Source organism: Planococcus sp. BI3 (assembly GCF_056680115.1).
Genome location: NZ_CM155266.1, coordinates 2,506,716 through 2,531,281 on the forward strand (window position 1 = coordinate 2,506,716; position 24,566 = coordinate 2,531,281).

At 44.9% G+C, this 24,566-nt stretch carries 38 protein-coding genes; all 38 read right to left on the reverse strand.

Going from position 1 to position 24,566, the window contains the following annotated elements; translation table 11 throughout:
• Positions 1-9: 9 nt before the first annotated feature.
• The 38 genes from AC1MEO_RS12615 to ilvC all read right to left on the reverse strand — a co-directional run bounded on the left by AC1MEO_RS12615 (position 10) and on the right by ilvC (position 24,558).
• Positions 10-807 (reverse strand): energy-coupling factor transporter transmembrane component T family protein, encoded by a 798-nt coding sequence (locus AC1MEO_RS12615; protein WP_480330936.1) that lies wholly within the window; start codon positions 805-807, stop codon positions 10-12.
• Positions 804-1,676 carry an energy-coupling factor ABC transporter ATP-binding protein gene (locus AC1MEO_RS12620; protein ID WP_480330938.1) on the reverse strand — a complete coding sequence of 291 codons (873 nt, stop codon included), beginning with the start codon at positions 1,674-1,676 and terminating at the stop codon, positions 804-806. Before AC1MEO_RS12620 ends, AC1MEO_RS12615 begins: the two co-directional genes overlap by 4 nt.
• Positions 1,652-2,500, reverse strand: a complete 849-nt coding sequence (locus tag AC1MEO_RS12625) for an energy-coupling factor ABC transporter ATP-binding protein (protein ID WP_480330940.1) — start codon at positions 2,498-2,500, stop codon at positions 1,652-1,654. The genes AC1MEO_RS12620 and AC1MEO_RS12625 overlap by 25 nt, the downstream gene beginning before the upstream one ends.
• Positions 2,501-2,788: 288 nt before the next feature.
• Positions 2,789-3,163 (reverse strand): 50S ribosomal protein L17, encoded by a 375-nt coding sequence (rplQ, locus tag AC1MEO_RS12630; protein ID WP_008432531.1) that lies wholly within the window; start codon positions 3,161-3,163, stop codon positions 2,789-2,791.
• Between the two features lie 46 nt (positions 3,164-3,209).
• Positions 3,210-4,154 (reverse strand): DNA-directed RNA polymerase subunit alpha, encoded by a 945-nt coding sequence (locus AC1MEO_RS12635; RefSeq protein ID WP_146559466.1) that lies wholly within the window; start codon positions 4,152-4,154, stop codon positions 3,210-3,212.
• Positions 4,155-4,285: 131 nt separating this feature from the next.
• Complete coding sequence (rpsK, locus tag AC1MEO_RS12640; RefSeq protein WP_006828953.1) at positions 4,286-4,675, reverse strand: 30S ribosomal protein S11; 390 nt, start codon at positions 4,673-4,675, stop codon at positions 4,286-4,288.
• Positions 4,676-4,700: 25 nt separating this feature from the next.
• Positions 4,701-5,066 (reverse strand): 30S ribosomal protein S13, encoded by a 366-nt coding sequence (gene rpsM, locus AC1MEO_RS12645; protein WP_215102476.1) that lies wholly within the window; start codon positions 5,064-5,066, stop codon positions 4,701-4,703.
• Positions 5,067-5,090: 24 nt separating this feature from the next.
• A complete protein-coding gene (rpmJ, locus tag AC1MEO_RS12650; protein WP_006828951.1) occupies positions 5,091-5,204 on the reverse strand; it encodes a 50S ribosomal protein L36 in 114 nt (37 codons plus the stop codon).
• A gap of 36 nt (positions 5,205-5,240) precedes the next feature.
• Entirely contained in the window at positions 5,241-5,459 is a 219-nt protein-coding gene (gene infA / locus AC1MEO_RS12655) for a translation initiation factor IF-1 (protein WP_006828950.1), read from the reverse strand.
• Positions 5,460-5,858: 399 nt separating this feature from the next.
• Entirely contained in the window at positions 5,859-6,512 is a 654-nt protein-coding gene (locus AC1MEO_RS12660) for an adenylate kinase (protein WP_480330945.1), read from the reverse strand.
• 62 nt (positions 6,513-6,574) lie between these two features.
• A complete protein-coding gene (secY, locus tag AC1MEO_RS12665; RefSeq protein ID WP_223643201.1) occupies positions 6,575-7,870 on the reverse strand; it encodes a preprotein translocase subunit SecY in 1,296 nt (431 codons plus the stop codon).
• Positions 7,870-8,310: a 50S ribosomal protein L15 gene (gene rplO, locus AC1MEO_RS12670; RefSeq protein ID WP_142830562.1), complete on the reverse strand. Its 441-nt coding sequence runs from the start codon at positions 8,308-8,310 to the stop codon at positions 7,870-7,872. Before rplO ends, secY begins: the two co-directional genes overlap by 1 nt.
• Positions 8,311-8,343: 33 nt before the next feature.
• Positions 8,344-8,526: a 50S ribosomal protein L30 gene (gene rpmD, locus AC1MEO_RS12675; protein ID WP_006828946.1), complete on the reverse strand. Its 183-nt coding sequence runs from the start codon at positions 8,524-8,526 to the stop codon at positions 8,344-8,346.
• Between the two features lie 13 nt (positions 8,527-8,539).
• Positions 8,540-9,040 (reverse strand): 30S ribosomal protein S5, encoded by a 501-nt coding sequence (rpsE, locus tag AC1MEO_RS12680; protein WP_480330948.1) that lies wholly within the window; start codon positions 9,038-9,040, stop codon positions 8,540-8,542.
• Between the two features lie 19 nt (positions 9,041-9,059).
• Positions 9,060-9,422, reverse strand: a complete 363-nt coding sequence (rplR, locus tag AC1MEO_RS12685; RefSeq protein ID WP_480330950.1) for a 50S ribosomal protein L18 — start codon at positions 9,420-9,422, stop codon at positions 9,060-9,062.
• 33 nt (positions 9,423-9,455) lie between these two features.
• Complete coding sequence (rplF, locus tag AC1MEO_RS12690; protein ID WP_480330952.1) at positions 9,456-9,995, reverse strand: 50S ribosomal protein L6; 540 nt, start codon at positions 9,993-9,995, stop codon at positions 9,456-9,458.
• A 30-nt stretch (positions 9,996-10,025) separates the two neighbouring features.
• Positions 10,026-10,424, reverse strand: a complete 399-nt coding sequence (gene rpsH, locus AC1MEO_RS12695) for a 30S ribosomal protein S8 (RefSeq protein WP_480330954.1) — start codon at positions 10,422-10,424, stop codon at positions 10,026-10,028.
• Positions 10,425-10,453: 29 nt separating this feature from the next.
• Positions 10,454-10,639, reverse strand: a complete 186-nt coding sequence (gene rpsN, locus AC1MEO_RS12700; protein WP_006828941.1) for a 30S ribosomal protein S14 — start codon at positions 10,637-10,639, stop codon at positions 10,454-10,456.
• Between the two features lie 19 nt (positions 10,640-10,658).
• Complete coding sequence (rplE, locus tag AC1MEO_RS12705; protein ID WP_480330956.1) at positions 10,659-11,198, reverse strand: 50S ribosomal protein L5; 540 nt, start codon at positions 11,196-11,198, stop codon at positions 10,659-10,661.
• A gap of 27 nt (positions 11,199-11,225) precedes the next feature.
• On the reverse strand, positions 11,226-11,537 hold the full coding sequence (gene rplX / locus AC1MEO_RS12710) for a 50S ribosomal protein L24 (protein ID WP_058386721.1): 312 nt from the start codon (positions 11,535-11,537) through the stop codon (positions 11,226-11,228).
• 35 nt (positions 11,538-11,572) lie between these two features.
• Positions 11,573-11,941, reverse strand: coding sequence for a 50S ribosomal protein L14 (gene rplN / locus AC1MEO_RS12715; RefSeq protein WP_006828938.1), 369 nt, complete (start codon positions 11,939-11,941; stop codon positions 11,573-11,575).
• Positions 11,942-11,988: 47 nt separating this feature from the next.
• Positions 11,989-12,252, reverse strand: a complete 264-nt coding sequence (gene rpsQ / locus AC1MEO_RS12720; RefSeq protein WP_008432511.1) for a 30S ribosomal protein S17 — start codon at positions 12,250-12,252, stop codon at positions 11,989-11,991.
• Between the two features lie 24 nt (positions 12,253-12,276).
• Positions 12,277-12,477 (reverse strand): 50S ribosomal protein L29, encoded by a 201-nt coding sequence (gene rpmC, locus AC1MEO_RS12725; RefSeq protein ID WP_215102493.1) that lies wholly within the window; start codon positions 12,475-12,477, stop codon positions 12,277-12,279.
• Positions 12,467-12,901, reverse strand: a complete 435-nt coding sequence (rplP, locus tag AC1MEO_RS12730; protein ID WP_480330960.1) for a 50S ribosomal protein L16 — start codon at positions 12,899-12,901, stop codon at positions 12,467-12,469. The genes rpmC and rplP overlap by 11 nt, the downstream gene beginning before the upstream one ends.
• A 1-nt stretch (position 12,902) precedes the next feature.
• Entirely contained in the window at positions 12,903-13,559 is a 657-nt protein-coding gene (gene rpsC, locus AC1MEO_RS12735; protein ID WP_480330962.1) for a 30S ribosomal protein S3, read from the reverse strand.
• A 3-nt stretch (positions 13,560-13,562) separates the two neighbouring features.
• Positions 13,563-13,904: a 50S ribosomal protein L22 gene (rplV, locus tag AC1MEO_RS12740; protein ID WP_480330964.1), complete on the reverse strand. Its 342-nt coding sequence runs from the start codon at positions 13,902-13,904 to the stop codon at positions 13,563-13,565.
• Positions 13,905-13,923: 19 nt separating this feature from the next.
• Positions 13,924-14,202: a 30S ribosomal protein S19 gene (gene rpsS / locus AC1MEO_RS12745; RefSeq protein WP_210018810.1), complete on the reverse strand. Its 279-nt coding sequence runs from the start codon at positions 14,200-14,202 to the stop codon at positions 13,924-13,926.
• 60 nt (positions 14,203-14,262) lie between these two features.
• On the reverse strand, positions 14,263-15,093 hold the full coding sequence (gene rplB / locus AC1MEO_RS12750; protein ID WP_065527565.1) for a 50S ribosomal protein L2: 831 nt from the start codon (positions 15,091-15,093) through the stop codon (positions 14,263-14,265).
• Positions 15,094-15,138: 45 nt separating this feature from the next.
• Positions 15,139-15,423 (reverse strand): 50S ribosomal protein L23, encoded by a 285-nt coding sequence (rplW, locus tag AC1MEO_RS12755; RefSeq protein WP_006828930.1) that lies wholly within the window; start codon positions 15,421-15,423, stop codon positions 15,139-15,141.
• Positions 15,423-16,046, reverse strand: a complete 624-nt coding sequence (rplD, locus tag AC1MEO_RS12760) for a 50S ribosomal protein L4 (RefSeq protein WP_480330967.1) — start codon at positions 16,044-16,046, stop codon at positions 15,423-15,425. The genes rplW and rplD overlap by 1 nt, the downstream gene beginning before the upstream one ends.
• A gap of 28 nt (positions 16,047-16,074) precedes the next feature.
• Positions 16,075-16,704 carry a 50S ribosomal protein L3 gene (gene rplC / locus AC1MEO_RS12765; protein ID WP_480330969.1) on the reverse strand — a complete coding sequence of 210 codons (630 nt, stop codon included), beginning with the start codon at positions 16,702-16,704 and terminating at the stop codon, positions 16,075-16,077.
• Between the two features lie 49 nt (positions 16,705-16,753).
• Positions 16,754-17,062, reverse strand: a complete 309-nt coding sequence (rpsJ, locus tag AC1MEO_RS12770; protein WP_067204744.1) for a 30S ribosomal protein S10 — start codon at positions 17,060-17,062, stop codon at positions 16,754-16,756.
• A 254-nt stretch (positions 17,063-17,316) separates the two neighbouring features.
• Positions 17,317-18,639 (reverse strand): Na+/H+ antiporter family protein, encoded by a 1,323-nt coding sequence (locus AC1MEO_RS12775; protein WP_480330972.1) that lies wholly within the window; start codon positions 18,637-18,639, stop codon positions 17,317-17,319.
• A gap of 171 nt (positions 18,640-18,810) precedes the next feature.
• Positions 18,811-19,401 carry a 3-isopropylmalate dehydratase small subunit gene (gene leuD, locus AC1MEO_RS12780; protein WP_480330974.1) on the reverse strand — a complete coding sequence of 197 codons (591 nt, stop codon included), beginning with the start codon at positions 19,399-19,401 and terminating at the stop codon, positions 18,811-18,813.
• 25 nt (positions 19,402-19,426) lie between these two features.
• Positions 19,427-20,845, reverse strand: a complete 1,419-nt coding sequence (gene leuC, locus AC1MEO_RS12785; RefSeq protein ID WP_480330976.1) for a 3-isopropylmalate dehydratase large subunit — start codon at positions 20,843-20,845, stop codon at positions 19,427-19,429.
• 18 nt (positions 20,846-20,863) lie between these two features.
• Complete coding sequence (leuB, locus tag AC1MEO_RS12790) at positions 20,864-21,964, reverse strand: 3-isopropylmalate dehydrogenase (RefSeq protein ID WP_480330978.1); 1,101 nt, start codon at positions 21,962-21,964, stop codon at positions 20,864-20,866.
• A gap of 31 nt (positions 21,965-21,995) precedes the next feature.
• Positions 21,996-23,537, reverse strand: a complete 1,542-nt coding sequence (locus AC1MEO_RS12795; protein WP_480330980.1) for a 2-isopropylmalate synthase — start codon at positions 23,535-23,537, stop codon at positions 21,996-21,998.
• Positions 23,524-24,558, reverse strand: coding sequence for a ketol-acid reductoisomerase (ilvC, locus tag AC1MEO_RS12800; RefSeq protein ID WP_480330982.1), 1,035 nt, complete (start codon positions 24,556-24,558; stop codon positions 23,524-23,526). Before ilvC ends, AC1MEO_RS12795 begins: the two co-directional genes overlap by 14 nt.
• Positions 24,559-24,566 lie beyond the last annotated feature (8 nt).

The window sequence follows — 24,566 nt, forward strand, 5'->3', positions numbered from 1 at the left end:
TCTCTCTCCTTATACCCGGAAATACCAAAGCATTCCCGCAAGCACTGCCAGCACCAGCAAACTCAGGCTGTCTACCAAACGCCAATCCAGTTGGCGATAACGTGTTCTGCCTTCGCCTCCCCGGTAGCCACGGACTTCCATCGCAGTAGCCAGGTCTTCTGCCCGTTTAAAGGCACTGACGAACAATGGGATCAATAAGGGAACGACCGCCTTTAGACGCTCTTTAATCGGCCCTGAGCCGATGTCTGAGCCTCTTGCCATCTGAGCCTTGAGGATTTTGCCTGTCTCGTCCATCAAAGTCGGGATAAATCGCAGCGAAATGGACATCATCAATGCCAGTTCGTGGACCGGCAGCTTGATCCGCTTGAATGGCCCGAGCAGCACTTCAATGCCGTCCGTGATGGAAATCGGTGAAGTCGTCAAGGTCAGGATACTGGTGATGAACACCAGTACCAGGAAACGGATTGAAATGAATATCCCTTGCCGCAATCCTTCTTCATAAATTTCGATAAAGCCGATATCCAATAGCAGATCGCCTTCCCGCGTAAAGAAAATATGCAGCAAAAAGGTGAAAATCAATAGAATAAAGACCGGTTTCAAACCGTTTATCAAAAAATACAGACGAATTTTGGACAGGAATACTACCAATAAAGTAAATCCAAGCAAAATACCATAGGTCACAGCGCTATTAGCAATAAACACAATGGCGATAAATACAAAGACAAATAAAATCTTCGCTCGAGGATCCATTCGGTGAATGATGGACACACCCGGAATAAAGCGGCCAAATATCATTTTCTCCATCATTCGGAATCACGCCCTTCCGATAAAGCCAAGGCGATGTTTTTGGCCAATGCTTCTTCCGTCAATGAAATGGCCTCGAGCTTAATGCCTGCTTTGGCTTCGAATTTCCGCTGCAGGCGGATGGTCCGTGGCGGCTCCAGGCGATAATCCCGTAGCTGCTCTTCATTTGAAAAGATCTCTTCAGGCTCTCCTGTAACCACGCAACGCCCATTATGCATGATCGCGACACTATCTGCGTAACGCGCCGCATCTTCCATGCTATGGGTCACCAGGACGGTCGTCAGGCCTTTCTGAATGTGCAGCCGATGGAACAGGTCCATAATTTCACGGCGGCCGCGCGGATCCAGTCCAGCTGTTGGTTCATCCAGCACCAGCACATCCGGCTCCATCGCCAGCACACCAGCAATCGCCACACGACGCATTTGGCCGCCGGACAGATCAAATGGGGATTTCGTCAATACTTCCGGCGGCAATCCCAACTGTTCAACCAGTTCATGCGCCCGCCGGCTCGCTTCTTCTTCCGGCACTCCATAATTCAGGGGTCCAAACATAATATCTTTCAAGACCGTTTCATCAAAAAGCTGCTGTTCAGGAAATTGAAAAACAATCCCGACCTGGCGCCGGACATCGCGCAGATTCTTCGCCTTCACGCCTGCCTCTATTTTGCGTTCGCCAATCATGACAGACCCTTCTGTCGGTTTCAGCAAGGCATTCAAATGCTGAAGAACCGTGGACTTTCCGGATCCGGTATGCCCGATGATTGCTGTATAGGAACCGGAAGGGATATGAAGCGACACACTCGTCAACGCCCGCTTTTCAAACGGCGTATCTTTTGCATAGCTGTATCCTACTTCTCGGAGTAAAATGTCCATAGTTCATCCACCAATTCGTCTTCTGTCATATGTTCCCCTTGCAGCTCGACTCCGGCTTCCCGAAGCAAATGCGTCATGCGCATCGAAAACGGCAAGTCCAAGCCCAGGGTTGTCAGTTCATTGCCAGACAAAAAAACAGCTTCCGGCGTACCTTCCAATTGTTTCTGCCCTGCATTCATGACCAGGATCCGGTCAGCCATTGCGGCTTCTTCCAGATCGTGCGTAATCGATATGACTGTCAGGCCAGTCGCTTCCCGCAGCTCGCGAATGGTTTCGATGACTTCCATCCGTCCCTGGGGATCGAGCATGGATGTCGCTTCGTCCAATATCAACAAACGTGGACGCAAAGCGAGGGCACCGGCTATTGCCACTCGCTGCTTTTGGCCGCCGGATAAATGATGGGGCTCGTGATCGAAATAGGCTTCCATCTTCACTTGGTGCAAAGCTTCTTTAACACGCAAGACCATTTCTTCATGCGGAACTCCGTTGTTTTCCAGCGCAAAAGCTACATCATCCTGAACCGTTGCCCCGACAAACTGATTATCCGGATTCTGGAAAACCATTCCCATTTGCGAACGGATGTCCCAGAGACTTTCTTCGGCCATCAATTTGCCCATCGCAAAAACTTTTCCGGTCTGCGGAAACAATAAGCCGTTTATCAATTTAGCGATAGTTGATTTTCCTGAACCGTTATGGCCCACCAACGCAATCCATTCACCATCCTCAATAGAGAACGATAAATCCTTTACGGCGGGTTTCACTGATTCATCTTCTTGCGTATATGTAAATGTCACATTTTCGAATGACAATATAATCGAATTCATCTCAGCTGACCTCCTCTAACACTTGCTTTGCTCATCTCTTCTCTACTCTACTGGTTTTCAACAGCGTTTGTAAAACGGTAAATAAATAAAAAAAGCGCGCACCTCATTCAGAGAAATGCGCTTTTCTGTCTCTATGGCTTCCCCGGTTGCTTAAGCCAGGGTTGAATGAGGTGCGTAGAGCTAGACGAGACGCCGCCTTTCGGCTCGCTCATCATAACACTCAGCTTTTCATATTGTCGTATAAATCATAATGCTAAAAGAAGAGGGCTATTGACCCCCTCCGATTGATTAAACCAATTCGATAATAACGATAGGTGCGCCGTCTCCGCGACGAGGCCCCATTTTCATGATGCGAGTGTAACCGCCTTGACGGTCAGCGTAACGTGGTGCAACATCATCAAACAATTTCTGCAAAGCATAAGTTGTTGTTTCGTTGCCTTCAGCGTCTGCAGTTGTTACCAACTCACGGCGCATCCATGCTGCTGCTTTACGGCGAGCGTGAAGATCTCCACGTTTACCAAGAGTAATCATTTTTTCTACAGTCGAACGCACTTCTTTCGCACGAGCTTCAGTCGTTTGAATGCGTTCATGTACGATTAAGTCTGTAGTAAGGTCACGTAATAGTGCTTTACGTTGAGAACTTGTACGTTGAAGCTTTCTCATTGAAGTTTCCCTCCTTTGTTGAATAGTTCGGATCCAATTTTAACACTCAGTCTTCTTTACGAAGGCCAAGGCCTAAATCTTCCAACTTCACTTTAACTTCTTCAAGTGATTTGCGTCCGAGGTTGCGTACTTTCATCATGTCGTCTTCCGACTTGCTTGCCAGTTCGTGTACCGTGTTGATACCCGCACGTTTTAAGCAGTTGTAAGAACGAACCGAAAGATCAAGTTCTTCGATAGTCATCTCTAATACTTTTTCTTTTTGGTCTTCTTCTTTTTCAACCATGATTTCAGCCGTTTGTGCCTCATCTGTTAATCCCACGAAGATATTTAAATGCTCAGTAAAAATCTTTGCGCCAAGCGCAATTGCCTCTTTTGGACCAATGCTGCCATCTGTCCATACATCAAGAGATAATTTATCGAAATGAGCCAGTTGACCCACACGAGTGTTTTCCACTTGGAAATTAACGCGTGAAACTGGAGTGTAAATAGAGTCAATCGGGATAACGCCAATCGGAAGATCTTCACGTTTGTTCTGATCTGCACGGGCATATCCACGGCCTCTGTTCGCATACATGCGCATACGTAAGTGGCCATTTTTAGCGATTGTTGCAATATATAGATCCGGATTCAGAATTTCCACGTCACTGTCGTGCGTGATATCTGCAGCCGTAACCGTTCCATCACCTTTTACATCAATTTCAATGACTTTTTCTTCGTCAGAGTAAATTTTCAACGCCAGCTTCTTGATATTCAAAATAATGGTTGCTACATCTTCTTCAACACCTTCGACAGTGGAGAATTCGTGCAGAACGCCATCAATTTGAATTGAAGTAACAGCTGCGCCAGGTAAAGATGAAAGTAAGATTCGACGTAAGGAGTTTCCTAAAGTGGTTCCATATCCACGCTCAAGGGGTTCAACAACAAATTTTCCAAACTTGGAATTGCTGTCGATCTCAACCGTTTCAATCTTTGGTTTTTCTATTTCGAGCATTCAGTTTACCCTCCTTCAAAACGTCGGTTTTTTTTCGCTTCATCAAAGAATTCGATAGTCACAGACTTTCGCTACGATTCAGAACCCATCCAGTAAGTCGTGATGTTCAAAAATCCTATTAAGATTAACGATTATACGCGACGGCGTTTTGGCGGACGGCAACCGTTATGAGGTACTGGAGTTACATCTTTGATAGCTGTAACTTCTAGTCCGGCAGCTTGAAGCGCACGGATAGCAGCTTCACGACCTGAACCAGGACCTTTAACTGTAACTTCTAAAGTTTTCAGACCGTGTTCGATTGATGTTTTAGCAGCAGTTTCAGCAGCCATTTGCGCAGCGAAAGGAGTAGATTTACGTGAACCTCTAAATCCTAGAGCTCCTGCACTTGACCATGAAACAGCGTTACCCTGCATATCAGTGATAGTAACGATTGTGTTATTGAATGTTGAGCGGATGTGAGCAATACCAGATTCGATATTCTTTTTCACACGACGCTTACGAGTTTGTTGTTTACGTGCCATGTTAAGAAGAAACCTCCTTTACTGATTATTTTTTCTTGTTAGCTACAGTTTTACGAGGACCTTTACGCGTACGCGCATTGTTCTTCGTATTTTGACCGCGGACAGGTAGTCCACGACGATGGCGGATCCCTCGGAAGCTAGCAATTTCCATCAAGCGTTTGATGTTCATTGAAACTTCACGGCGAAGATCACCTTCGATTTTGTACTTATCTAATTGTTCACGGATATTGTTCAACTCATCTTCTGTAAGATCACGAACTCGTGTCTCTTCAGAGATACCAGCAGCAGAAAGAACTTTCTGTGCAGTTGTTTTACCAACACCGAAAATGTATGTTAATGAAATAACAACGCGTTTGTCGCGCGGAATGTCAACACCAGCAATACGTGCCATGTGTGCGATGCACCTCCTTCAAGATTAGCCTTGTCTTTGTTTGTGTTTCGGATTTTCACAGATTACCATTACTTTACCGTTTCTGCGAATAACTTTACATTTTTCACAGATCGGTTTTACAGATGGTCTCACTTTCATCTAACCCAACCTCCTTATAGTCCGGAGTGCAAAAGATTATTTAAAACGGTATGTGATACGACCGCGTGTTAAATCATAAGGAGAAAGTTCTACTGTTACTTTATCTCCTGGCAGAATGCGGATGAAATGCATGCGAATCTTGCCTGATACGTGCGCAAGAATCGTATGGCCGTTTTCCAATTCCACTTTAAACATCGCGTTAGGCAAAGTCTCAACGACAGTTCCTTCGATTTCAATTACATCGTCTTTCGCCATCGACCCAGTCTCCCTTCTGTATACAAATCAGGTTCTCATCTTCAAACAGTATTTGCTGATTGAATAGTAGTAGTACATTCATTCACAAGAAATGCATGAGTGACATTCGAAAGACATTCTCCGAGTCCCGCAGATCAGCGGGCCGGGGTAAATCCGGCAAAGCCAGTCTGTCTCATGTATCCTCGACTGCCCGGACTGCTTTGGATGAGTTCCAAACCCGTTACACAGATGCTTCCACGCAACCCATTATACTCGTTTCAATGCGCAATTGCACTAAAGCGCATTTTGCATCAACTTTCATATCCTGAGCCTTGTTTGCTTTTGCAGCTCTCGAAAATTCATATCTCCGGTGCTCCTTAAAGCCACATGGAGGCAACTAACTGCGCCCGGCGCCGGGGATTAGCCTCGGTCGCCCTTTAGAAGAGCATCAATGTCAGCAAATACTTTTTGAATGTCCTGCTGTCCATCTATATTTTGCAGCACGTTCTTGCTTTCATAGAAATCAAGAAGCGGCTGTGTTTGTTGCATATTTACTTCTAAACGTTTAGTGACAGTTTCAGGTTTATCATCTTCACGCTGGTAGAGTTCTCCACCATCTTTGTCGCATACACCGGCTGTTGCAGGCGGGTTAAACACAGTATGGTAAGCAGTTCCACAAACTTTACAGATCCATCGGCCTGTCAAACGTTCAATTAGTTTGCTTTGTTCGACTTGGATATTTACGACATGCTCGATTCGCTTATCAAGATCGGCCAAAAGAGATTCCAACGCTTCAGCTTGAGGAACCGTGCGCGGAAAGCCATCTAATAAGAAGCCTTCTTCACAGTCCTTTTCGCTTAATCGTTCCCGGACAATGCCGATTGTCACTTCATCAGGCACTAGAGCACCTTGATCCATGAATGATTTTGCTTTCAAGCCCAGTTCCGTTCCGCCTTTTATAGCAGCCCGGAACATATCACCTGTAGAAATATGAGGGATGTCGTACTTCTTAACAATTTCGTCTGCTTGAGTACCTTTTCCGGCACCCGGTAGACCCATTAATACGATATTCATACGTTTTCCCCCTCAGACAATTGGATAAGAGACGCTTTCACGTCCCTCTAAAATCCTACTGATTATTTCATAAAGCCTTTGTAATGACGTTTTACAAGCTGAGATTCCAATTGCTTCATCGTTTCAAGTGCTACCCCTACAACAATCAGAAGACTCGTTCCGCCGATTTGCGCCGATTGCGGTAAATTCGCAATGTTAATGAAGAAAATCGGTAGAATGGCAATGACTGCAAGGAAGATGGCACCAACGAATGTCAATCGGTATAACACGCTTGTTAAATAATCCTGTGTATTTTTACCCGGACGGATTCCCGGAATATATGCACCTTGCTTTTTCAAGTTATCCGACACGTTCTCAGGGTTAACCTGAATAAATGCGTAGAAGTACGTAAATGCTACGATCAAAGCGACATAAATGATCATGCCGACAGGACGCGTATAATCAAACGTATTCTGAATCGCTTCTGTAAACGCGTTGGCACCAAAGAAAGAAGCAATGGTTTGTGGCGTAATGATAAACGCTACGGCAAAGATTACCGGGATAACTCCGGCCGCGTTCACTTTCAAAGGTAAATGCGTTTGCTGCCCGCTTGTCGTCTGGCCACGGCCAGCAACTCGCTTCGCATACTGAATCGGTATTTTACGCAACGCTTGTTGAACGTAAATGACCAAAACCGTAATGGCAACAACAGCCAATGCAAGCAATGCCATAATGGCAATATTGATCGGAAGCTGATCTCCAGCTCCTTGGATCTGCTGTGCATACAATTGATTAACAGCGCCTGGTACTGCAGCGACAATCCCTGCGAAGATGATAATCGAAATACCGTTCCCCACACCTTTTGCCGTAATCTGCTCACCAAGCCACAGAAGAAACGCCGTACCTGCAGTCAATACAATGGCGATGACAACATACGTTGAGATCGTGTCATTCTGGATTAAAGAACCGCCGTACATTTGGTTAAATCCATAAGACATACCGATTGCTTGAATAAAGGCAAGAACAATTGTGAAGTAGCGAGTGAATTGAGCAAGTTTCCGTCTTCCGACTTCACCTTGTTTCGCCCACTCTGCAAATTTCGGTACAACATCCATCTGCAAAAGCTGCACGATGATTGATGCTGTAATGTATGGCATAATTCCCATCGCTAAAATCGAAAAGTTAGCAAGGGCACCTCCACCGAAAGTATTTAAGAATCCAACCAGACCCATCTGGTCAGTAGCTTGCAAAACAGAAGCGTCAACATTCGGTACTGGAACAAAAGTTCCAATACGGAAAATGATGAGCATCAGTAATGTAAAGAATATTTTATTTCGAATATCAGTCACGCGCATAAAATTAGAGATTGTCTGAAACATTAAACCACCTCTGTTTGTCCGCCAGCAGCTTCGATCGCTTCTTTAGCTGATCCAGAGAATTTGTGAGCTTTTACTGTCAATTTCTTTTCTAAGCTACCATTGCCCAGAATTTTGATTCCAGAACGTTCATTGCTCACAATACCTGTTTCGATCAACAATGCAGGTGTTACTTCTGTGCCTTCGTCGAAACGATTTAACACTTCAATGTTCACGACTGCATAGTCTTTACGGTTAATGTTGGTAAATCCACGTTTTGGCAAACGACGGAACAAAGGGTTTTGACCGCCTTCGAATCCAGGACGAACACCGCCGCCTGAACGTGCGTTTTGACCTTTATGACCTTTACCTGCTGTTTTACCAGTACCTGAACCGATACCGCGTCCGATACGCTTTCTTGAGCTGCGTGAACCTTCTGCCGGTTTTAATTCATGAAGTTTCATTTAGTTGGCACCTCCTTCTATAGAAATCCGTAATTAAACTTCTTTGATAGTTACTAAGTGAGCGACTTTATCAAGCATTCCGCGAACGGCTGCATTGTCTTGGTGCTCAACAGTTTGGTGCATTTTGCGCAATCCTAGTGATTGAACCGTTTTACGTTGTGGCGGTTTAGCACCGATCACAGATTTTGTGAGGGTAATTTCCAATTTAGTTGCCATGTGATTTTCCCTCCTATCCTAACAGTTCTGCAACTGATTTGCCGCGAAGTTTTGCAACTTGATCAGCACTTTTCAATTGAGTTAAACCGTCAATAGTTGCACGAACCATGTTGATTGGTGTGCTTGAACCTAGAGATTTAGATAAAATATCCTGTACCCCAGCTAATTCAAGTACCGCACGAACAGGTCCGCCAGCAATTACACCAGTACCCGGAGAAGCAGGTTTGATGAGGATTTGACCTGCACCAAAACGTCCGATTACTAAGTGTGGAGTTGTACCTTTGACCATTGGTACTTCAATAAGGTTTTTCTTTGCATCTTCAATGGCTTTGCGGATAGCATCTGGAACTTCTTGAGCTTTACCAGTACCAAAACCAACATTACCATTTCTGTCGCCTACAACAACTAATGCGGAGAAACGGAAACGACGTCCACCTTTTACAACTTTCGCTACGCGATTAATTGTAACTACGCGTTCTTCAAGTTCAAGTTTGTTTGAATCAATACGACTCATGAAATGTGTCCCTCCTTTTTTAGAATTCTAAACCATTTTCACGGGCAGCTTCTGCTAACGCTTTTACACGTCCATGATATAAATAACCACCGCGGTCGAAAACAACCGATTTTAAGCCGTTTTCAGTAGCGCGTTTTGCAATTGTTTCGCCGACTTTAGCTGCCGCTTCCACATTGCCAGTTGATTCTACCGAGAAATCTTTCTCCATAGATGATGCACTTGCAAGTGTAACGCCATTTGAATCGTCGATCAATTGAGCGTAAATGTATTTATTTGAACGAAATACGTTTAAACGTGGGCGTAGTGCTGTACCCGTAATTTTAGAACGTACACGTGCATGACGTTTTTTACGAGATGCGTTTTTATCGAGTTTCGTAATCACTGAGGTCACTCCTTTCAGCCTGCCTAAGCAGCATTATTTACCTGTTTTACCTTCTTTGCGGCGAACTACTTCTCCTTCGTAACGAATACCTTTGCCTTTATACGGCTCTGGTGGACGCACTTGACGGATGTTTGAAGCTAAAGCTCCAACGCGTTCTTTATCAATACCCTTAACAATGACTTTTGTGTTAGCTGGAACTTCAACTGTGATTCCTTCTTCCGGTGTGAATTCAACCGGGTGAGAGTAACCTACGTTAAGAACCAATTTTTGTCCTTGCAATTGAGCACGGTAACCGACACCAACTAGTTCAAGTGAACGTTGGAATCCTTCTGAAACTCCAGTAATCATATTCGCAAGCAAAGCACGAGTTGTACCGTGGTTTGTGCGGTGATCTTTAGAATCTGAAGGACGTGTCAAAGTTAGCACGTTATCTTCTTGTGTGATTGTAATATCTTTATGGAATTCGCGAGTCAACTCGCCTTTAGGGCCTTTTACAGTTACAGAGTTCTTGTCGCCAAGAGTTACAGTAACGGCAGCAGGTACCTCGATTGGTTTTTTACCTACACGTGACATTCTGTTGCACCTCCATTCGTTTGTTGCTTATTACCAAACGTATGCTAAAATTTCTCCGCCGATTTGTTTCGCGCGGGCTTCTTTATCAGTTACTAAACCTTGTGATGTTGAGACTAAAGCGATTCCAAGACCGTTTAGTACACGTGGCACCTCGTCAGTTTTAGCGTAAACACGTAGTCCTGGTTTTGAAATGCGTTTCAATCCAGTAATAACGCGTTCGTTGTTTGCTCCGTATTTAAGGAAAATCCGGATCATGCCTTGTTTATCATCTTCAACATATTCTACGTCACGAACGAAACCTTCACGCTTAAGGATTTCAGCGATGTCTTTTTTCACATTAGAAGCCGGAAGCTCTAATTTCTCGTGACGAACCATGTTTGCGTTACGAATGCGTGTCAGCATATCTGCAATCGGATCTGTCATTGTCATTACTTTTACCTCCTTCCCAAATTAGGGGATTACCAGCTGGCTTTTTTGACGCCAGGAATTTGTCCCACATATGCAAGTTCACGGAAACAAATACGGCAAAGTTTAAATTTGCGTAATACCGAATGCGGACGTCCGCATCGTTCACAGCGTGTGTACTCTTGTACTTTAAACTTTGGCGTGCGTTTTTGTTTTGCGATCATAGATTTTTTAGCCACGTTTACGCCTCCCTCACGTTTACTTTTGGAACGGCATTCCGAATTGTGTTAATAACTCACGAGCTTCTTCATCAGAGTTCGCAGTTGTTACAATTACGATGTCCATACCGCGTACTTTGTTAACTTTATCATAGTCGATTTCAGGGAAGATCAATTGTTCTTTAACGCCAAGTGTGTAGTTACCGCGTCCGTCGAACGATTTGTTCGATACGCCACGGAAGTCACGTACACGTGGAAGTGAGATAGCAATTAATTTATCCAGGAAGTCATACATACGCTCTCCGCGTAGTGTAACTTTACATCCGATAGGCATACCTTCACGAAGACGGAAGCCAGCAATAGATTTTTTAGCTTTAGTAACAATCGGCTTTTGGCCAGTGATTGTTTGTAATTCTTCGACAGCGGAGTCAAGTGACTTCGTGTTTTGAACAGCTTCGCCTACACCCATGTTGATGACGATTTTGTTTACTTCAGGTGCCTGCATAACCGATTTATATTCAAACTTGCTCACTAGAGCAGGAGTGATTTCATTCACATATTTTTCTTTTAGGCGGTTCATGTGTGTACCTCCCTTCATTCAGGAATTTTATTTATCTAATTTTTCGCCGGATTTTTTTGCAACACGAACTTTTTTACCATCTTCAACCTTATATCCTACACGAGTCGGCTCGCCGGATTTAGGGTCAAGTAACATTACGTTAGAAACGTGAATTGCTGCTTCTTGGCTGACAATTCCACCTTGCGGATTTGCCTGGTTCGGTTTTGTATGCTTTTTGATGATGTTTACACCTTCAACAAGCACACGGTCTTTCTTAGGTAAAGCAGTCAAAACAACGCCTGTTTTGCCTTTGTCTTTGCCTGAGATTACCTTAACTGTATCGCCTTTTTTTACATGCATTCTGTCGCACCTCCTTGGTATGGCACATTGATTTATTAAAGAACTTCAGGAGCAAGTGAAACGATTTTCATGAAGCTGTTATCGCGAAGTTCGCGGGCAACAGGTCCGAAAATACGAGTTCCGCGTGGACCTTTGTCGTCACGGATAATGACACATGCATTTTCATCAAATTTGATATAAGTACCATCTTTACGGCGAGCTCCGCTTTTCGTGCGAACGATGACAGCCTTAACGACTTCACCCTTCTTAACAACGCCACCTGGTGTTGCTTTTTTCACGGTACAAACGATTACGTCTCCGATGTTTGCAGTCTTGCGACCAGAACCACCAAGTACTTTAATCGTTAGTACTTCACGAGCACCCGAGTTGTCTGCAACTTTTAAACGACTTTCCTGTTGGATCACTAAGGTAACCTCCCTCCGGAATTTCTTAGGTTCCGAAATTATTTAAATTAAATGATAACCGCTTTTTCTACAATTTCCAATACGCGGAAACGTTTTGTAGCTGATAACGGACGAGTTTCCATGATGCGAACTACGTCGCCCATTTTCGCTTCGTTTAGCTCATCATGAGCTTTATATTTCTTAGAGTATTTTACACGTTTGCCATAGAATGCGTGCTTCTTTTGAGTTTCAACCATTACTGTAACGGTTTTGTCCATTTTGTCAGACACAACACGGCCTGTGTATACTTTGCGTTGGTTACGCTCAGTCATACTTGCAAACCTCCTCTCGATTTATCAGTTAGTGCCACTGAGTACTCTTTCGTGAATCACAGTTTTCATACGGGCAATCGCTTTACGTACTTCGCGGATGCGAGCAGTATTTTCTAATTGACCGGTAGCCAATTGGAAGCGAAGGTTGAAAAGCTCTTCTTTCAGTGATTTCACTTTTTGTTCAATCTCAGCAGTGGTTAGGTCACGGATTTCATTAGCTTTCATTCGATTCACCACCAATTTCTTCGCGTTTTATGAACTTCGTTTTGATTGGAAGCTTGTGAGATGCAAGGCGTAATGCTTCGCGTGCCACTTCTTCAGTTACTCCACCAAGTTCGAACATGATTTTACCAGTTTTGACAACGGCTACCCATCCTTCAGGTGAACCTTTACCAGATCCCATACGAACCTCTAGAGGCTTTTTCGTATATGGCTTATGTGGGAAAATTTTAATCCAGACTTTACCGCCACGTTTCATGTAACGAGTCATGGAAATACGTGCTGCTTCGATTTGACGGTTAGTGATCCAAGATGATTCCAGTGCTTGGAGACCAAATTCGCCGAATGCGATTTCTTTACCGCCTTTAGCTTCTCCGCGCATCTTGCCTCGGTGCTCTCTACGATATTTAACGCGTTTAGGCATTAACATATTATTTGCCTCCTTCCTCAGATTTCTTCTTAGTTGGAAGGACTTCACCGCGGTAGATCCATACTTTTACGCCAAGCTTACCATATGTTGTGTCTGCTTCAGCATGCGCATAATCAATGTCAGCGCGGAGCGTATGGAGCGGAACAGTACCTTCACTGTAGTGTTCAGCACGCGCAATGTCAGCGCCGCCTAGACGTCCAGATACTTGAGTTTTGATTCCTTTAGCGCCAGAACGCATAGTGCGTTGGATCGCTTGTTTTTGTGCACGACGGAAAGATACTCGGTTTTCCAATTGACGTGCAACACTTTCAGCAACCAATCTTGCATCAAGATCAGCTCTTTTGATTTCAATGATGTTGATGTGTACACGCTTGCCAGTCATAGTGTTAAGTTGGTTGCGAAGTACTTCTACTTCAGATCCGCCTTTACCAATTACCATACCTGGTTTTGCAGTGTGAATAGTTACGTTGACACGGTTTGCAGCGCGTTCAATTTCAATCTTAGAAACTGAAGCTTCTTTCAAACGTGCTTCAACATATTCACGGATTTTAATATCTTCGTGAAGAAGCGTCGCATAATCTTTCTCAGCGTACCATTTAGATTCCCAATCACGAATGATTCCGATACGCATCCCAATTGGATGTATTTTTTGTCCCACGAATTACCCCTCCTTCTGGTCAGATACCACTAGTGTAATGTGGCTTGTGCGTTTATTAATTGCGCTTGCGCGTCCCATTGCACGTGGACGGAAACGTTTAAGTGTTGGTCCTTCGTCAACGAATACTTCACTGATGATTAGCTCATTCAGATCCATTTCGTAGTTGTGTTCAGCGTTAGCAGCTGCAGATTTCAATAACTTCTCAACAACAATAGATGCTGCTTTCGGAGTGTGGTTCAAAATCGCAACAGCTTCGCCAATTTGCTTGCCTCGAATTAAATCTACAACTAAACGGACTTTACGAGGAGCAATACGTACTGTTCTAGCGACAGCTTTTGCTTGCATAGGGAAATCCTCCTCTCAATTAACGTCTTGTTTTCTTATCGTCTGCACCATGGCTAGCGTATTTACGCGTTGGAGCGAATTCGCCTAGTTTATGGCCCACCATATCTTCAGTCACATATACAGGGATGTGTTTACGACCATCGTATACTGCGATTGTTTGTCCGATGAATGTCGGGAAAATTGTAGAACGGCGAGACCAAGTTTTGATCACTTGTTTTTTCTCAGAGTCCTTTTGTGCTTCAACTTTTTTCAAAAGATGATCATCAGCAAAAGGTCCTTTTTTCAAGCTGCGGCCCATGTGGGATCCTCCCTTCGTGATTGCACCACGGTTCTTTCAGCGAACCGTAGCGGAATCAAATTATTTTTTACGACGACGTACGATAAATTTATCTGACTTGTTCGTTTTCTTACGCGTCTTGTATCCAAGAGTTGGTTTACCCCAAGGAGACATTGGTGATTTACGTCCGATTGGCGAGCGTCCTTCACCACCACCGTGTGGGTGATCGTTAGGGTTCATTACAGATCCGCGGACTGTTGGGCGATTGCCCTTCCAGCGGTTACGTCCTGCTTTACCAATGTTGATCAATTCGTGTTGCTCATTTCCTACTGCGCCGATAGTTGCGCGGCAAGTAGCAAGGATCATGCGAACTTCGCCTGATTGCAAACGAACTGTTACGTATTTTCCTTCTTTACCCAATACCTGAGCTGAAGTTCCTGCTGAACGAACTAGTTGTCCGCCGCCGCCTGGCTTCAATTCGATGTTGTGGATTGTAGAACCCATCGGGATGTTTGACAACGGCAAAGCGTTACCTGCCTTGATGTCTGCTTCAATACCTGACATGATCTGAGTTCCAACTTCTACTCCTTTAGGAGCGAGGATGTAACGTTTCTCACCATCAGCGTAGTGAATCAAAGCGATGTTTGCAGAACGGTTTGGATCGTATTCGATTGTAGCAACGCGTCCTGGAATGCCATCTTTGTTACGTTTGAAATCGATAACACGGTATTGGCGTTTATGTCCACCACCGTGATGGCGTACAGTTATTTTACCTTGGTTATTACGGCCGCCCTTACGCTTTACAGGTTGCAGAAGCGATTTTTCAGGTTTGTTCGTAGTGATTTCAGCGAAATCCGAACTCGTCATGTTACGACGACCGTTAGTGGTAGGTTTATATTTTCTTATGCCCACGTTGTTTCCCTCCTTCTTTAATAGTTCTTTAAGAACTTATGGAAATTAAATTTCAAATAGTTCGATGTCTTTAGATTCAGCAGTCAATTTAACAATCGCTTTACGGCGTTTGTTCGTGTATCCTGCGTGTTTGCCCATACGTTTGAATTTGCCTTTGTAGTTCATGATGTTGACTTTCTCAACTTTCACGCCAAAGATCTCCTGTACAGCTTGTTTAACTTGTGTTTTGTTTGCGCGAGTGTCCACTTCAAAAGTGTACTTTTTCTCTGCCATTACTTCAGATGATTGCTCAGTAATGACTGGACGTTTAATTACATCACGTGCTTCCATTAACTAAGCACCTCCTCAATTTTCTCGATCGCTGCTTTTGTCATAACAATTTTGTCATGTCCAAGCAAGTCTAAAACATTAATGCCATCTGCTGCTACTACTGTCATACCATGAAGATTGCGTGCAGATTTTGCAAGGTTCTCATCAAGGTCAGCAGTTACGAACAATGCTTTTCTGCCAATTGAAAGATCTTGAGTCAACTGGATGAAAGCTTTTGTTTTTGGCGCATCAAATGTCAATCCTTCAAGTACCATCAGGTTTTCTCCGATTACTGCAGATGAAAGAGCAGAACGTAGAGCTAAACGACGTACTTTTTTAGGAAGTTTGTAGCTATAGCTACGTGGAGTTGGACCGAATACGATACCGCCTCCGCGCCATTGTGGTGAACGGATCGACCCTTGACGAGCACGTCCAGTTCCTTTTTGACGCCATGGCTTTTTACCGCCACCTGCTACTTCAGAACGATTTTTTACTTTATGGTTACCTTGACGAAGTGAAGCGCGTTGAGACACTACTGCGTCAAATAACACTGATTCATTTGGCTCGATACCGAATACATAGTCGTTCAATTCGATGTCGCCCACTTGTGAACCTGTTTGATTTAATAAAGCTACTTTAGGCATTCTTGTTTCCTCCTTTCTCTAAAAATTATTATTTCGCTTTAACTGCCGTTTTAACACGGATCAATGCTTTGCGAGAACCAGGAACATTACCTTTAATAAGAAGCAAGTTACGCTCAAGATCTACTTTCACGATGGAAAGGTTTTGAATCGTAATTGTTGTGCCACCCATTTGACCAGGTAATTTCTTCTGTTTGAATACGCGGTTAGGAGCAACCGGACCCATTGAACCAGGACGACGGTGGTAACGAGAACCGTGTGTCATTGGCCCGCGAGATTGTCCGTGGCGTTTAATAACACCTTGGAAACCTTTACCTTTTGTTGTTCCTGTGACATCTACTACATCGCCTTCTGCGAATACATCTACTTTGACTTCTTGACCAATCTCGTAATCAGCTAAGTTTACATTGCGAAGTTCGCGAATGAAGCGCTTAGGAGCAGTGTTCGCTTTTGCTACGTGTCCTTTAGAAGGTTTGTTGGAAAGCTTTTCGCGCTTGTCTTCAAAACCTAATTGGATTGCTTCGTAGCCGTCTACCTCAACTGTCTTCTTCTGAAGTACTACGTTTGGAGCAGCTTCAATAACAGTTACAGGGATTAAATCACCGTTCTCAGCAAAAACTTGCGTCATACCGATTTTTCTACCTAAGATTCCTTTGGTCATGTTGTCACACCTCCTGTGGTTATTTATGTTTTTCTATTTCGTTTACCAATTAAAGTTTAATTTCAATGTCAACGCCTGATGGTAAATCAAGTTTCATTAACGCATCAACAGTTTGTGGTGTCGGGTTAACGATATCGATTAGACGTTTGTGTGTGCGCATTTCAAATTGCTCACGAGAATCTTTGTACTTATGGACAGCACGCAAGATTGTGTAGACCGTTCTTTCAGTCGGCAATGGTATCGGACCCGATACGCTTGCACCTGAACGTTTTGCGGTTTCTACAATTTTCTCAGCAGACTGATCTAGAATTCTATGATCATATGCTTTTAAACGGATACGGATTTTTTGTTTTGCCATTATTTTCCCTCCTTTTCGCCTATTTTTGATAGACATTCTCCACGAAAATTTTCCAATCACTCGCCATGGCAAAGCGGCCGGGTGTATCGGTAACCTCTCGCTTCATCGCAGTCAAAGACCAACATTCACCATTATACAAAAGAAAAAAGAATTCCGCAAGTCTTTCCACGAAATTCTTTCTTATTCGCTTTTTTTATTATAACAGGATATTTTAGAACTTCAAGCGTGACGATAATAGTCCGAACATTTCGAGCTTAACCCAGCAGCATAACAGCAATCCAACCGAATATCACCAAGGGAATATTGTAATGAAGGAAGGTCGGAACGCACGTATCCCAAATGTGATTGTGCTGCCCGTCGACGTTCAGTCCGGCAGTCGGACCAAGCGTCGAGTCAGAAGCAGGCGATCCGGCATCACCTAGTGCACCTGCCGTACCGATCAACGCGATGATCGCCATTGTCGAGAATTCAAACTCCAGACTTAGCGGCACGAAGATTGCGGCAATGATTGGAATCGTAGCGAACGATGAGCCGATGCCCATCGTTACGAACAGACCGACGATAAGCATCGCCAGTGCTGCCAGGCCTTTATTGCCGGCAAACAGCTCTGATACGCTTTCAACCAACGGCTGAACGGCTCCTGTTGCCTGTATGACCGCTGCAAAGCCATTTGCTGTAATCATGACAAAGCCGATGAACGCCATCATGCGCATGCCTTCTGTGAGGACGTCGTCAGCCTCGCGCCACTTCATTGCACCAAAGACATACAGCACTAGAATTCCGGCAAGTGCGCCGATGATCATCGAGTCTGTCTGGATCTGCGCAACTAATGCAGCAATCAGCGCCACAATTGTCACGAGGACATCTTTTGTGGAAGCTGTCTTTTTAGGAGTTCCTTCTATAGTAGAAGAAGTTTTGTGATAATCACGCGGCTTGCGGTAAGAGATGAACACCGCAACGATCAATCCTACCAACAAGCCGGCTACTGGAATCGCCATCGCTTTCGGGATATCCGCCATGTCGATGGTCAGCCCTGCCAGTTCCATTTGTGTAAAAACAATCTCATGGAAAATCAGCCCGAAACCATACGGCAATAAAATATAAGGCGCCGTCAGGCCAAACGTCAGGACCGCAGCGATCAGGCGGCGGTCGATTCGCAGTTCATTCAAGATGTGCAAAATCGGTGGAACCAATAACGGAATAAAAGCGATATGGATTGGGATCAGGTTTTGCGAGAAGATGGCCATCGCCAGCAGCGCAATGACGATGAGGGCTTTCGCCAGATTTTCACGTGTCGCTTCACCGTCTTTATTGACCATTTTCAAGACACCTGATACCAGCAGCTCCGGTATGCCGGTGCGTGAAATCGCTACGGCAAAGCCACCGAGCATGGCATAGCTGAGCGCAATAGTGGCGCCTGCCCCTAAACCTTCTGTAAATGATGTTAATGTATCCATAAATGATAATCCACCGCTTAATCCGCCTGCAAGCGCGCCGATCAATAAAGCAAAGACGACATTCACACGCAATAAGCTCAATACGAGCATGACTAAGACAGCGACAACAACTGCATTCATAAGTAAACTCTCCTTTAGTTTGCTAAAGCGTTAAAGTACACACTTTAAATTACCAAAACACGAAATGCTTGTCAACACCGGATTGCCGATTCACTTGAATGCAAAAAACCCAAAAATAAAGACCCTTTACATAACCGTAAAGGGTCTTCTCACGAAAAATAAGCTATTCCATTAAGCCTGCTGCTGTTTTTCTTCGTAGGCTGCAATATAAGAATCGTATTGGAACGTCAAGGCAATTTCGTCCCAGCCTTTCAGCAGCATTTCTTTCCAGTATGGATCAATATCGAATTTATAGCGCGTGCCATCCTGGCTGTTGACAGTCTGATCCTCCAAATTGATTTCCAACTTGAATTCCTCACGCTGTCCCTTGTCAATCAACTCATTGACTTCCTGATCCTTTAAGCGGATCGGCAGGATGCCATTTTTAACGCAGTTGTTATAGAAGATGTCTGCATAACTGGGAGCGATGACTACGCGGAATCCGTAATCCAAAATCGCCCACGGAGCATGTTCACGAGAAGAACCGCAGCCGAAATTTTCTTGTGCGACCAGAATTTCGGAGTCGTTGAATCGAGGATCATTCAGAACAAAATCTTCTACCGGTGTACCATCGGCATGAAAGCGCCAATGATAAAATAGATATTTGCCGAATCCTGTTCGTTCAATACGCTTGAGAAACTCTTTTGAAATAATCTGGTCAGTATCTACGTTTTTACGTTCAAGCGGCGTCAGGACGCTTGAGATTTTATTGATCGGTTTCATCGTTTGGCCTCCTCATTTCCGCCTGTCATAGGGATGGTACGGGCTCTTCCATATAATTCCGGACATCTGTCAGATGACCTTCAATCGCAGCGGCAGCGGCCATTACAGGGCTTACCAGATGCGTCATGGATCCCGCTCCCTGGCGTCCTTCGAAATTCCGGTTGGACGTGGACGCACAGCGTTCGCCCGCTGGCACCGAGTCTTCATTCATTGCTAGGCACATGCTGCATCCTGTTTCACGCCATTCAAAGCCGGCTTCAAGAAATACCTGATCCAAACCTTCCTGTTCTGCTGCACGTTTTACCGTTTCAGATCCCGGGACGACAATTGCCGTAACGGATGGATGCACTTTTTTGCCTTTAATGATTTCACTGGCTGCACGCAAGTCGCCAAGACGGGCGTTGGTGCAGGAACCGATAAAGACATGTTGGATATCAATCGAAGAAAGCGGTGTGCCTTCTTCTAGATGCATATAGGCCAAAGCCTGCTTTAACGCATCTTTATCCGACTGTTTATCGTAGTCAGCTGCAGATGGAACGCTTTCCGCAATGCCTGAACCCATCGACGGATTGGTGCCCCATGTAACGAATGGAGAAATCTCATCCGCATGAATCGTCACTGACGTGTCATACTGTGCGCCTTCATCTGTTGCAAGAGCCAGCCAACGGGCAGCTTCTTTTTCAAATGCTTCACCTTCAGGCACGTTTCTGCGCCCTCTCAAGTATTCTACCGTTGTTCCATCCGGACTAATCAATCCTGCCCGTGCACCGGCTTCAATCGACATATTGCAGATGGTCATGCGTTCTTCCATCGACAACCCACGGATTGCTTCACCGGTATACTCCATAATGTGGCCGGTTCCCATATCGATGCCGAACTTCGAAATAATGGCCAGGATAACATCTTTGGAAGAAACACCAAAGCCCAACTTGCCGTCAATCCGCACTTCCATAGTTTTCGGTTTTGATTGCCAGAGCGTCTGTGTGGAAAGAACGTGCTCCACTTCACTCGTACCAATACCGAATGCCAAAGCGCCAAAGGCACCGTGCGTCGAGGTGTGGCTATCGCCGCAAACAATGGTCTTGCCCGGTTGCGTCAAACCTAGTTCCGGTCCGATAACGTGGACGATTCCCTGATCTGGATGGTTGATGCCCGCAAGCGGAACACCGAACTCATCGCAATTGTCCTGCAAAGTTTTGATCTGTTTCCGCGAAATGGGATCTGTAATCGTTTCCCGGTTCCGTGTTGGAACGTTATGGTCCATGGTAGCGAAGCAAAGATCCGGACGGCGAACTTTCCGTCCGTTCAACCGAAGCCCCTCAAACGCTTGCGGAGAGGTCACCTCATGCAATAAATGAAGATCGATATATAGCAGGTCCGGCTTTCCTTGCTCTTCGAAGACGATATGTTGTTCCCAAATTTTTTCTATGATTGTTTTTGCCATGCGAACCGCTCCTTTCACTTACACATAAGAATACATGATATGTTCTGATACAAATTCTCTTTCCAGCTCTTCTACGACTTTTGTTACAAATCGATCAGTTGAAACCACGCGTTTTCCATGTCCAGCCAAATCTCCAGTGCAATATCCGTCTTCCAAGACGCTCATTACCGCTTTTTCAATCGCCGCAGCTTCCGTATGAAGGCCGAATGAATGCTTCAGCATCATCGCAGCTGACAAGATGGCAGCAGATGGATTCGCTTTGTTTTGCCCTGCGATATCCGGCGCTGAACCGTGTACGGGTTCGTAAAGGCCAAAACCGTCTGAACGGATGCTTGCAGATGGCAGCATGCCCAGTGAACCTGTGATGACCGAAGCTTCATCGCTCAAGATATCACCGAACATGTTCTCTGTTACCATAACGTCGAAAGCACGTGGATCGGTAATCAGTTTCATTGCAGCCGAATCGACCAGCATATGCTCTACTTCGATATCCGGATAAGCTTTCCGGCGTTCTTCCACAACTTCGCGCCATAGTTTGCTGGTTTCCAATACATTGGCTTTATCGACCGAAGTCACTTTGCCTCTGCGTGTACGGGCGATTTCAAACGCCTGATTAACAATGCGCTCAATTTCCTGTCTCGTATAAACCAACGTATCCACTGCCGATTTCTCTGAACGGCGTTTCGGTTCCCCAAAATAAAGACCGCTCGTCAATTCGCGGACGATGACCATATCCACTTCTTTCGCCACTTCCTCCTTTAAAGGAGACGAAGCCAGCAACGAAGGTATCGCTTTGACCGGCCGGATGTTGGCGAACAAATCAAAATGCTTCCGGATATTCAAAAGCCCCTTTTCAGGACGCAGATGAGCGGGATTGTTGTCCCATTTCGTTCCTCCGACCGCACCGAGGAGAATCGCGTCACTCGCTTCACAAACATCAATGGTTTGCTGAGGCAGCGGGTTTTCAAATTGATCAACCGCCGTGCCTCCGATTGCCGCGTGCTTTAAATGAAAAGTATGTCCATAACGCATTGCAATGGATTGCAGCACCTTCACCGCTGCATCTGTTACTTCTGGTCCGATTCCGTCTCCCGGCAATACCGCTATTGTTTTTTTCATTTTAAATTCCTCCTCTTTCAATCTGTTCTTTTTACACTGCCGACATCCTGACTTTTTTCCCAACTTGGACAATTTGGCGATTGACTGCATTTAAATACGCTTTTGCTGTTGCTTCCAGGACATCCTGTGCAACATCACGGCCTGTGACTGTCTCGCCGTTATAACTCATATTGATGACCGCTTCACCTAAGGCATCGCGGCCTTTGCCGATGGACGTTACACGGTAATCAAGAATATGGACTTTTCCTTCGACAATCCGCTCTAATGTGTTAAAGATTGCTTCAACCGATCCGGCTCCAGTAGCTGCTTCATTGATCAATTCGCCATTCGGGTGATAAGCAGAAGCAGTGGCAGTCGGAATATTGGCTGTACCGTATTGCACCTGTACACTCTCCAGTTTATAAACCGGTGTTTCAGTGTCTTGGATTTGTTGATCGGTAAGCAATACATAAAGGTCGTCTTCCACAATTTGCTTCTTGCTGTCAGCTAATTTCTTGAATTCGACAAATGCCTTGTTGAGCTTTTCATCAGATAAGTCAAAGCCCATTTTGATGGCGCGGTCTTTAAAAGCGTGCCGCCCGGAATGTTTGCCAAGCACCAATTCAGTTGCTGCATCACCGATCAATTCAGGTGTAATGATTTCATAAGTCAACGGGTTCTTGAGCATGCCGTCCTGGTGGATGCCAGATTCATGAGCAAAAGCATTTTTGCCGACAACAGCTTTATTCGGTTGGATCAAGCTGCCTGTCAACTGGCTGACCAATTGGCTTGTGCGCTTGATTTCATGAAGATTGATGCCCGTTTCGATATTGAAGATCTGTTTGCGGATATGCAAAGCCACTGCAATTTCTTCGAGCGCGACGTTTCCGGCACGTTCTCCGATGCCATTGATGGTTCCTTCAATTTGAGTAGCTCCATTTTCAATTGCGGCCAATGTATTGGCTGTCGCCATGCCCAAATCATTATGGCAATGTGCGGACAGCTTTACTTTTTCGATTCCTGAAACGTTTTCGATCATGTATTTGAACATTGCCCCATATTCTTTAGGCGTCGCATAACCGACTGTATCCGGAAGGTTGATGGTTGTTGCCCCCGCTTCGATGACTTTGCGGATGATGTGAGCCAGGAATTCAGGATCTGAACGGGAAGCATCTTCCGCTGACCATTGGACCAACGGGAAGAACTTGCGCGCGTATTTCACCGATTCTACTGCCAATTCAACAACCTGTTCGGGTGTTTTAAACAATTTTGTTTCCATATGGATGGGTGAAGTCGCTAAAAAGATATGAATATGCGGCTGTTCCGCTCCTTTTAACGCTTCCCATGTCCGGTCAATATCACTTTGGATCGAACGGGCCAGACCCGTTACGATGGAATTCTTTACTGTGCCTGCGATTCGCTGCACAGCGTCAAAGTCTCCTGGAGATGAAGCAGGAAACCCTGATTCGATAATCGTCACTCCCAGACGTTCAAGCTGGCGGGCGATTTCGATTTTCTCTGCTGTATTCAAGTTGATCCCGGCCGACTGTTCCCCGTCTCGTAATGTCGTATCGAAAATATCAATTTGTGACATTGGCAACCACCTCTTTTTGTTTAGCTTTTTTGCCTTCATTGACGAATGGCATCATCGCACGCAATTCACGTCCAACTTGTTCAATTTGATGAGATTCTTCTGCTTTTTCAATTGCTGTAAATTCCGGACGGTTTAATTGGTTTTCAAGCAACCAGCCTTTAGCGAATTTCCCTGTTTGGATATCCGTAAGAACATCTTTCATGCGGGCTTTCGTATCTGCATCAACAATGCGTGGTCCTGAAACAAAATCTCCCCATTGAGCTGTGTCGGAAATTGAGTAGCGCATTCCTGACAAACCACCTTCGTACATTAGGTCAACGATCAATTTTAATTCGTGCATGCATTCGAAGTACGCAAGTTCTGGTTGGTATCCAGCTTCAACAAGTGTTTCGAATCCAGCTTTCACCAGTGAAGTTACACCGCCGCAAAGCACTGCCTGTTCTCCGAATAGATCCGTTTCCGTTTCTTCTTTGAACGTCGTTTCCAAAACGCCTGCGCGTGTAGCTCCAATTCCTTTTGCGTAAGCAAGTGCAACTTCCTTCGCTTTTCCTGAAACATCCTGATGGATGGCAATCAATCCAGGAACTCCCGCTCCCGCTTCGTACGTACGACGTACAAGATGTCCAGGGCCTTTTGGGGCTACCAGGAATACGTCCACATCTTCAGGTGCAACAATTTGGTTAAAGTGGATATTAAAGCCGTGAGCAAAAACAAGTGATTTTCCAGCTGTTAATGATGGTTTGATTTCTGCATTGTAAATTTGCGTCTGTTTTTCATCTGGAACTAAGATCATGATTACGTCTGCCGCGTCTGCCGCTTCTTTGACTGTAGCCACTTTCATACCATCATTTTTTGCCTGATCGAATGATTTACCTGGACGTACGCCAACGATTACTTCGAAACCGGATTCCTTCAAGTTTTGAGCATGTGCATGGCCCTGAGAACCATAACCGATCACCGCGATTGTCTTTCCTTTAAGTACCTGTTCGTTTACGTCTTGGTTATAATACATTTTTGCCATTTTAAATT

What these genes read in the sequence shown, in the direction of transcription:
- AC1MEO_RS12615 (WP_480330936.1), bottom strand. Translation starts at nt 807, where the DNA reads ATGATGGAGAAAATGATATTTGGCCGCTTTATTCCGGGTGTGTCCATC.
- AC1MEO_RS12620 (WP_480330938.1), bottom strand. Translation starts at nt 1,676, where the DNA reads ATGGACATTTTACTCCGAGAAGTAGGATACAGCTATGCAAAAGATACG.
- AC1MEO_RS12625 (WP_480330940.1), bottom strand. Translation starts at nt 2,500, where the DNA reads ATGAATTCGATTATATTGTCATTCGAAAATGTGACATTTACATATACG.
- rplQ (WP_008432531.1), bottom strand. Translation starts at nt 3,163, where the DNA reads ATGAGAAAGCTTCAACGTACAAGTTCTCAACGTAAAGCACTATTACGT.
- AC1MEO_RS12635 (WP_146559466.1), bottom strand. Translation starts at nt 4,154, where the DNA reads ATGCTCGAAATAGAAAAACCAAAGATTGAAACGGTTGAGATCGACAGC.
- rpsK (WP_006828953.1), bottom strand. Translation starts at nt 4,675, where the DNA reads ATGGCACGTAAACAACAAACTCGTAAGCGTCGTGTGAAAAAGAATATC.
- rpsM (WP_215102476.1), bottom strand. Translation starts at nt 5,066, where the DNA reads ATGGCACGTATTGCTGGTGTTGACATTCCGCGCGACAAACGCGTTGTT.
- rpmJ (WP_006828951.1), bottom strand. Translation starts at nt 5,204, where the DNA reads ATGAAAGTGAGACCATCTGTAAAACCGATCTGTGAAAAATGTAAAGTT.
- infA (WP_006828950.1), bottom strand. Translation starts at nt 5,459, where the DNA reads ATGGCGAAAGACGATGTAATTGAAATCGAAGGAACTGTCGTTGAGACT.
- AC1MEO_RS12660 (WP_480330945.1), bottom strand. Translation starts at nt 6,512, where the DNA reads ATGAATATCGTATTAATGGGTCTACCGGGTGCCGGAAAAGGTACTCAA.
- secY (WP_223643201.1), bottom strand. Translation starts at nt 7,870, where the DNA reads ATGTTTCAGACAATCTCTAATTTTATGCGCGTGACTGATATTCGAAAT.
- rplO (WP_142830562.1), bottom strand. Translation starts at nt 8,310, where the DNA reads ATGAAACTTCATGAATTAAAACCGGCAGAAGGTTCACGCAGCTCAAGA.
- rpmD (WP_006828946.1), bottom strand. Translation starts at nt 8,526, where the DNA reads ATGGCAACTAAATTGGAAATTACCCTCACAAAATCTGTGATCGGTGCT.
- rpsE (WP_480330948.1), bottom strand. Translation starts at nt 9,040, where the DNA reads ATGAGTCGTATTGATTCAAACAAACTTGAACTTGAAGAACGCGTAGTT.
- rplF (WP_480330952.1), bottom strand. Translation starts at nt 9,995, where the DNA reads ATGTCACGTGTAGGTAAAAAACCAATCGAGGTACCTGCTGCCGTTACT.
- rpsH (WP_480330954.1), bottom strand. Translation starts at nt 10,424, where the DNA reads ATGACAATGACAGATCCGATTGCAGATATGCTGACACGCATTCGTAAC.
- rplE (WP_480330956.1), bottom strand. Translation starts at nt 11,198, where the DNA reads ATGAACCGCCTAAAAGAAAAATATGTGAATGAAATCACTCCTGCTCTA.
- rplX (WP_058386721.1), bottom strand. Translation starts at nt 11,537, where the DNA reads ATGCATGTAAAAAAAGGCGATACAGTTAAGGTAATCTCAGGCAAAGAC.
- rpsQ (WP_008432511.1), bottom strand. Translation starts at nt 12,252, where the DNA reads ATGACTGAGCGTAACCAACGCAAAGTATACACAGGCCGTGTTGTGTCT.
- rpmC (WP_215102493.1), bottom strand. Translation starts at nt 12,477, where the DNA reads ATGAAAGCTAATGAAATCCGTGACCTAACCACTGCTGAGATTGAACAA.
- rplP (WP_480330960.1), bottom strand. Translation starts at nt 12,901, where the DNA reads ATGTTAATGCCTAAACGCGTTAAATATCGTAGAGAGCACCGAGGCAAG.
- rplV (WP_480330964.1), bottom strand. Translation starts at nt 13,904, where the DNA reads ATGCAAGCAAAAGCTGTCGCTAGAACAGTACGTATTGCTCCTCGTAAA.
- rpsS (WP_210018810.1), bottom strand. Translation starts at nt 14,202, where the DNA reads ATGGGCCGCAGCTTGAAAAAAGGACCTTTTGCTGATGATCATCTTTTG.
- rplW (WP_006828930.1), bottom strand. Translation starts at nt 15,423, where the DNA reads ATGGAAGCACGTGATGTAATTAAACGTCCAGTCATTACTGAGCAATCA.
- rplD (WP_480330967.1), bottom strand. Translation starts at nt 16,046, where the DNA reads ATGCCTAAAGTAGCTTTATTAAATCAAACAGGTTCACAAGTGGGCGAC.
- rplC (WP_480330969.1), bottom strand. Translation starts at nt 16,704, where the DNA reads ATGACCAAAGGAATCTTAGGTAGAAAAATCGGTATGACGCAAGTTTTT.
- rpsJ (WP_067204744.1), bottom strand. Translation starts at nt 17,062, where the DNA reads ATGGCAAAACAAAAAATCCGTATCCGTTTAAAAGCATATGATCATAGA.
- AC1MEO_RS12775 (WP_480330972.1), bottom strand. Translation starts at nt 18,639, where the DNA reads ATGAATGCAGTTGTTGTCGCTGTCTTAGTCATGCTCGTATTGAGCTTA.
- leuD (WP_480330974.1), bottom strand. Translation starts at nt 19,401, where the DNA reads ATGAAACCGATCAATAAAATCTCAAGCGTCCTGACGCCGCTTGAACGT.
- leuC (WP_480330976.1), bottom strand. Translation starts at nt 20,845, where the DNA reads ATGGCAAAAACAATCATAGAAAAAATTTGGGAACAACATATCGTCTTC.
- leuB (WP_480330978.1), bottom strand. Translation starts at nt 21,964, where the DNA reads ATGAAAAAAACAATAGCGGTATTGCCGGGAGACGGAATCGGACCAGAA.
- AC1MEO_RS12795 (WP_480330980.1), bottom strand. Translation starts at nt 23,537, where the DNA reads ATGTCACAAATTGATATTTTCGATACGACATTACGAGACGGGGAACAG.
- ilvC (WP_480330982.1), bottom strand. Translation starts at nt 24,558, where the DNA reads ATGGCAAAAATGTATTATAACCAAGACGTAAACGAACAGGTACTTAAA.